The following is a 5,189-nucleotide window of genomic DNA, read 5'->3' as shown; positions in this document are numbered from 1 at the left end:
TCGACTCGGCGGAGTCGCTGTTTCCGGTTGAGATCGTGGAGGTAGGCGCATGAGCACGACGCAGACACAAGGCAAGACGCTGCGCGAACTGGCGAAGGTCGTGCGCAGCAAGAACTCGGGTCCGTTCGAGATCACGTTCGATGTGATCTTCGACGAACCAACGCTATACGAACGCGTGAAGGCCAGCGGGGTGCTGACCGAGGCGCTGATCTGCAAGTTGTACAACGTGACGAAGGAGGACATCGTGACCTTGATGTTCTTCGACCCGGCGCGCGCCTTCAAGCTGACGCTGAAGCGTTCGTGGGCGCAGGGCAGCGTGGGCGAGCGCGACACATTCGGCGCGCAACAGCACGCACCGTTGCTGACGATTGAAATTCCCGGCGTCTGATAACGCCACTCAAACAAAATCAACAACACACGCAACACGCAGAGGAGACACCATGGTCAACGATTCGGACATCCGGCGAGTTTCATTCGCCAGCGCCATCGGCGCAACGCTTGAGTGGTACGACTTCTTCATCTTCGGATCGGCCGCCGCGCTGATCTTCAACAAGCTGTTCTTCCCCGCTATCGATCCGGTGGCCGGCACCATCGCGGCGCTGGCGAGCTTCGCGATCGGCTTCATTGCGCGCCCGGTGGGCGGCATCGTGTTCGGTCACTATGGCGACAAGATCGGCCGCAAGGCAATGCTCGTCCTGAGTCTCGTGATGATGGGCGGCGTAACCTTCCTGATCGGCCTGTTGCCGACCTATGAGAGCATCGGCCTCGGTGCGCCCATCCTGCTGACGACGCTGCGCTTCCTGCAAGGCTTCGCGGTGGGCGGCGAATGGGGCGGCGCCACGCTGATGGTGATCGAACACTCGCCCGCGAAGAAGCGCGGCTTCTATGGCGCCTGGCCGCAGATGGGCATCTCCGCCGCGCTGATCCTCTCGACCGGCGTGATGGCCCTGACGACGGCGTTCACCACGCCCGAGCAGTTCGCCTCATGGGGCTGGCGCGTGCCGTTCCTGCTGTCCGGCATCCTCGTGGTGGTGGGCATCATCATTCGCCGTCGCGTGTCGGAGTCGCCGAGCTTCCAGAAGCTGCAACGTTCGCACACCGCCGAGAAGATGCCGATCGCAACCGTGCTCGCCACGCATAAGAAGCGCACGCTGCAGATCGTCGCCGCACAGGCCGCCGAGAACACCAGCTTCTTCGTGATCTCCGTGTATGCGCTGGTGTATATGACGCAGAACCTGCACATCGAGAAGCCGCTCGCGATCCGTGCACTGATGATCGGTTCCTTCTTCACGCTGTTGTCGCAGCCGATTTTTGGCGCGCTGTCCGACCGTATCGGCCGCAAGAAGGTGTACATGGGCGGCATGATCTTCCTCGGCGCATTCATCTTCCCGTTCTTCAAGATGCTTGATACCGGGAGCTATCCGGTGATCGTCACGGCGATTTCCGTCGCGATGGTCTTCGGTCTTGGCAGCACGCTGTCGGCACAGCCCGCGCTCATCAGCGAGCAGTATCCGGCCGCGATCCGCTACAGCGGCGTCTCGGTGGCGTACCAGCTCGCCACGGTGATCTGGAGCGGCCCGACGCCGATCCTCGCTGCGCTGTTCGTGATGTGGGCGGGCGGTTACTGGTTGCTGGCGGCATACATCGTGTTCGCGGCGGTGGTCTCGGTGCTCGGCATCATGCCGCTGCGCGAAGCGGCCGGCGTGGAACTGTCCTCGCTGGAAGAGAATCTGCATCGTGACACGGGCGCGGCGCGTCAGCCGCACGCTTCGGGACTGTCGGGAGAACAGGCATCGTGATTCGTTTCAGGATCGGCAATGTAACGGCGACGCTCGTCGAAGAGACCGTCGACAAGTCCTTCGACTTTCTCAAGTTCTTCCCGCTGGCGACGCCGCAGGACGTCGAAGACAATCTCTCGTGGATGGCGCCGGGTCATTACGATCCCGCCACGGGCCGCATGCTCCTCAGCATGCACTCGTGGTTGCTCGATACGGGGCGTCACAAGATCCTGATCGATGGTTGCGTCGGCAACGACAAGGAGCGGCCCGGCCGCCCCGACTGGTGCAACCTGCAGACGCCGTATCTTGACCGCCTCGCGAAGGCGGGCGCGACGCCCGAGCAGATCGACTATGTGCTCTGCACGCACCTTCATGCGGATCACATCGGCTGGAATACGCGGCTCGTCGGCGATCGGTGGGTGCCGACCTTTCCCAACGCGAAGTACGTGTTCGGCAAGACCGAGAACGATTATTGGGCGGCGCGCTACGCAAAGGAATCGACGGGCCATCACATCCTCGGCTACAAGGACAGCGTGCTGCCGGTGATCGAGGCGGGCCAGGCGATGATGATTGACGACTACGCGGAAATCGCCGACTGTCTGTTCATCGAACCGGCGCCGGGTCACACGCCGGGTCACGTCGCGATCTGGCTGAAGTCGAACGACGCGCATGCGGTGATGACCGGCGATATCCTGCATCATCCGATCCAGGTGAAGTATCCGCAGTGGAGCTGTTTCGGGTGCATCGACCAGAAGCAATCCGCCGAGACGCGCCGCAGGATTCTGGAGAAGACCTGCGAGCAGCGCGCGCTGCTGCTGCCGGGACACTTCATGGCGCCTTTTGCGGGCTATGTCGACGAGACGCCCGAAGGCTTCGCCTTCCGTCATCCCGAGTGACCTTGGGTCTGTTCTTGCGGCCGGGACTTTCATGTCCCGGCCTTTTGCCATTCATCGAAAACGTCACACCATGACACATCGTCCCGCACCGGCCGATACGGCCATTCATCCCCTGATCGCGGGCCGCTGGAGTCCGCGTGCGTATGCGGATCGTCCCGTCGGGCATGCCGAGGTGATGAGCTTGCTCGAAGCGGCGCGCTGGGCGCCTTCGGCGTTCAACGCGCAGCCGTGGCGCTTCGTCGTGTTTGAGAAAGCCGTGGATTCGGCTGCGTTCGAGCGGGCGTTCGGTACGCTGATCTCGTTCAATCAGTCGTGGAATACGCACGCGCAGGTGTTGATCGCCGTGCTGGCGGATACGCTGACGTCGAAGGGCGCGGAGAATCCGAGCGCAAGCTACGATGCCGGCGCCGCCGCGATGGCGCTGCTGCTGCAAGCCAGCGCGCAAGGTCTCGCTGCGCACGCGATGAGTGGCCTCGACGCTGACGCGTTCCGTGCGGCGTTCGCGCTGCCGGCGCGATTCAAGGTGTTGAGCATGATATCGGTGGCGCATCATGGCGATGCGCAGTCGTTGCCCGCCGCGCTCGCCGAGCGTGAGCACGCGCCGCGCGCGCGTTTGCCGCTTGGGCAGATTGCGCAGTTTGGGGGGTGGCTGGAGACGGCGTGAAGCTGAAGCGCAACGCAATTAAAAAGGGTTCATCGCGGATTTTCTGGAAAAAGGAGTCGCGCCTTCAGAACTGCGCAGAGACAGTTGTAGCGAGTGATGGGCGTACCTACGCAGCCGCTGCGCCGGATCCGTATGCGCAACAATTCTTCCCAGCGGATCGCAACGGATGTTCAGCACGCGCCCGAGCGGATCGACGGTGCGCGTCAAGTGCCCCGCCGGATCGTAGCCATAGCTGTGCGCTTAATGGCTGACGCCTCTTGAAGCGCGTCCCGCCGTCACTGAACGCTTTGTGACCGTTCAGCAGATCCAACGCGACAAACGTTCGAAGAAGCCGCATTGGCAGCGCAAAGAACCGCCGATTATCCGTGGCTCAAGCTCGTCGGACGATGGATCGAGCAAGCCGGATTCAGGCCCGGACAGCGTGTGAGAATCAATGTTGAGCACAGACGGCTCGTGATTGCCACCGAATAACAATCAAAGGGCTGCACACGTGGCCCTTTGCGCCTAGTTCCAAAATTATGACTCAGGCTGTATTCCTCTGCAAAAAATGGAAAACGATGGAGCAACCTCTACCTCACTACCATCTGAATCCATAGCGATATACTTGATTTTCCCAGTTTCAATATCAATCCAGTAGTTATTGCCACTTGCGTCAGCCGCAAATGGAAAATGTGCTTTTGAGAAAAGCTCAAGTGTCTTAAAAGACTTTTTGTTAATTCTCCACATCTCTGGGATAGACATTAATTTTGGAACACGTTCACCCTCAAACCTAGGAATAAAATAAAACCCTTCTATTTCTACCGACGTGTAACCGCCTTTCTGAATTCGATGAATCTTGTTCCGATAGAAGCGCGCACCATTCAGAAAAATCCCGCCGTTATAGGAAAGGTAAAATTCAACAAAAAATTCTTTCCCATCAAAATGAAATGGCAGGACGCTCTCTATTTGTTCTTGGGTAACTTGACCAGCCGAGTTCACAAAAGAGACTCCCTGTGCGGTGAAATCGAAGTTTCCTGCCATTTTCATCTCCTCCTTTTCCTTTTCTTCTTTGAACACGCGGATGCATGCTCTCGGCTCCTCTTTGCAGCTTCTGTCTTCGACTCATCCGTGCCGTATATTAGTCCCGTATCCAATTCAAAATCTTTAATGCCACCAGCATGGGAAGCGCGATGCGGCTCGACTGCCACAAGCTGCATTCTCATTTCATTTGTTGCCGGATTATAGTCAATATGATGAGAAATCCATTCTGAACTGAAGCTCTCCTTCAAGCCGGCTGCACTATATAAAGCCACTTTATCTCCGTGCCGGCTACCAGCAGCCTGAATTGTGAATATGCCGTCTGGATGAGAATCCGTTATCGTGCCAGGATGCAGATCATCAATGCCAAAAATCTTTAATCCAAGAGGATCAATCCATCCGAAAGCGTTCGGCGCGAATCTGTATGGGTTGATGCCCCCAATCAATCCAATCGGATCCTGCGAGATAAACTGCCCGGTACCCGGATCAAAGTACCGATACCGGTTGTAATGCAACCCCGACTCGTCATCAAAATACTGCCCCTGCAACCGAATCGCCTGCTCGACCTTCCGCGTTTCAACCCATTCAACCCCACCCGTCACACTGTAGTGCGTTTCCCAAACGATGTCACCGTCTGCGCTGCTCAACCTGACCGGCGCACCATTCGGATCATTCTGATAAAAATAAACCCGCTTACACGCCCCATCATCCACCTGCATCGCCAGTGGCTCGAAACCATCCTGCCGATACACATAAAACCGCGCTTCCCTCGCATGACGCGCCGTGCGCCGCACCTCGCCGGCCATCGCATCGCCGTCCCACAGGAACCACGTC

Annotated in this window: 7 protein-coding genes; 5 read left to right on the top strand and 2 right to left on the bottom strand. The window is 58.6% G+C overall.

Annotation, left to right across the window (positions count from 1 at the left end):
* The first annotated feature begins 49 nt into the window (after nucleotides 1–49).
* The 5 genes from QCE63_RS35290 to QCE63_RS36935 all read left to right on the top strand — a co-directional run bounded on the left by QCE63_RS35290 (nucleotide 50) and on the right by QCE63_RS36935 (nucleotide 3,809).
* Nucleotides 50–388, top strand: a complete 339-nt coding sequence (locus QCE63_RS35290; protein WP_309839874.1) for a DUF4387 domain-containing protein — start codon at nucleotides 50–52, stop codon at nucleotides 386–388.
* 52 nt (nucleotides 389–440) lie between these two features.
* Complete coding sequence (locus QCE63_RS35285) at nucleotides 441–1,799, top strand: MFS transporter (protein WP_309839873.1); 1,359 nt, start codon at nucleotides 441–443, stop codon at nucleotides 1,797–1,799.
* Nucleotides 1,796–2,674 (top strand): MBL fold metallo-hydrolase, encoded by an 879-nt coding sequence (locus tag QCE63_RS35280; RefSeq protein ID WP_309839872.1) that lies wholly within the window; start codon nucleotides 1,796–1,798, stop codon nucleotides 2,672–2,674. The genes QCE63_RS35285 and QCE63_RS35280 overlap by 4 nt, the downstream gene beginning before the upstream one ends.
* Nucleotides 2,675–2,744: 70 nt before the next feature.
* Nucleotides 2,745–3,338 carry a nitroreductase family protein gene (locus QCE63_RS35275; protein WP_309839871.1) on the top strand — a complete coding sequence of 198 codons (594 nt, stop codon included), beginning with the start codon at nucleotides 2,745–2,747 and terminating at the stop codon, nucleotides 3,336–3,338.
* Between the two features lie 336 nt (nucleotides 3,339–3,674).
* Nucleotides 3,675–3,809 (top strand): SymE family type I addiction module toxin, encoded by a 135-nt coding sequence (locus tag QCE63_RS36935; protein ID WP_404990247.1) that lies wholly within the window; start codon nucleotides 3,675–3,677, stop codon nucleotides 3,807–3,809.
* Nucleotides 3,810–3,854: 45 nt separating this feature from the next.
* On the opposite strand, the gene QCE63_RS35270 is transcribed toward QCE63_RS36935, so the two are convergent.
* Together QCE63_RS35270 and QCE63_RS35265 are read right to left on the bottom strand one after the other, a co-directional pair.
* Nucleotides 3,855–4,358 (bottom strand): SMI1/KNR4 family protein, encoded by a 504-nt coding sequence (locus QCE63_RS35270; RefSeq protein WP_309839868.1) that lies wholly within the window; start codon nucleotides 4,356–4,358, stop codon nucleotides 3,855–3,857.
* A gap of 2 nt (nucleotides 4,359–4,360) precedes the next feature.
* Nucleotides 4,361–5,189: RHS repeat-associated core domain-containing protein (locus QCE63_RS35265; protein WP_309839866.1), on the bottom strand; the 829-nt coding region annotated here is incomplete at its 5' end.

It is taken from the genome of Caballeronia sp. LZ065 (assembly GCF_031450975.1).
Classification (GTDB): domain Bacteria; phylum Pseudomonadota; class Gammaproteobacteria; order Burkholderiales; family Burkholderiaceae; genus Caballeronia.
This window is presented reverse-complemented; position numbering and strand designations above follow the sequence as displayed.

Coding starts and splice junctions, on each gene's coding strand:
- QCE63_RS35290 (WP_309839874.1), top strand. CDS start 50: ATGAGCACGACGCAGACACAAGGCAAGACGCTGCGCGAACTGGCGAAG.
- QCE63_RS35285 (WP_309839873.1), top strand. CDS start 441: ATGGTCAACGATTCGGACATCCGGCGAGTTTCATTCGCCAGCGCCATC.
- QCE63_RS35275 (WP_309839871.1), top strand. CDS start 2,745: ATGACACATCGTCCCGCACCGGCCGATACGGCCATTCATCCCCTGATC.
- QCE63_RS35270 (WP_309839868.1), bottom strand. CDS start 4,358: ATGGCAGGAAACTTCGATTTCACCGCACAGGGAGTCTCTTTTGTGAAC.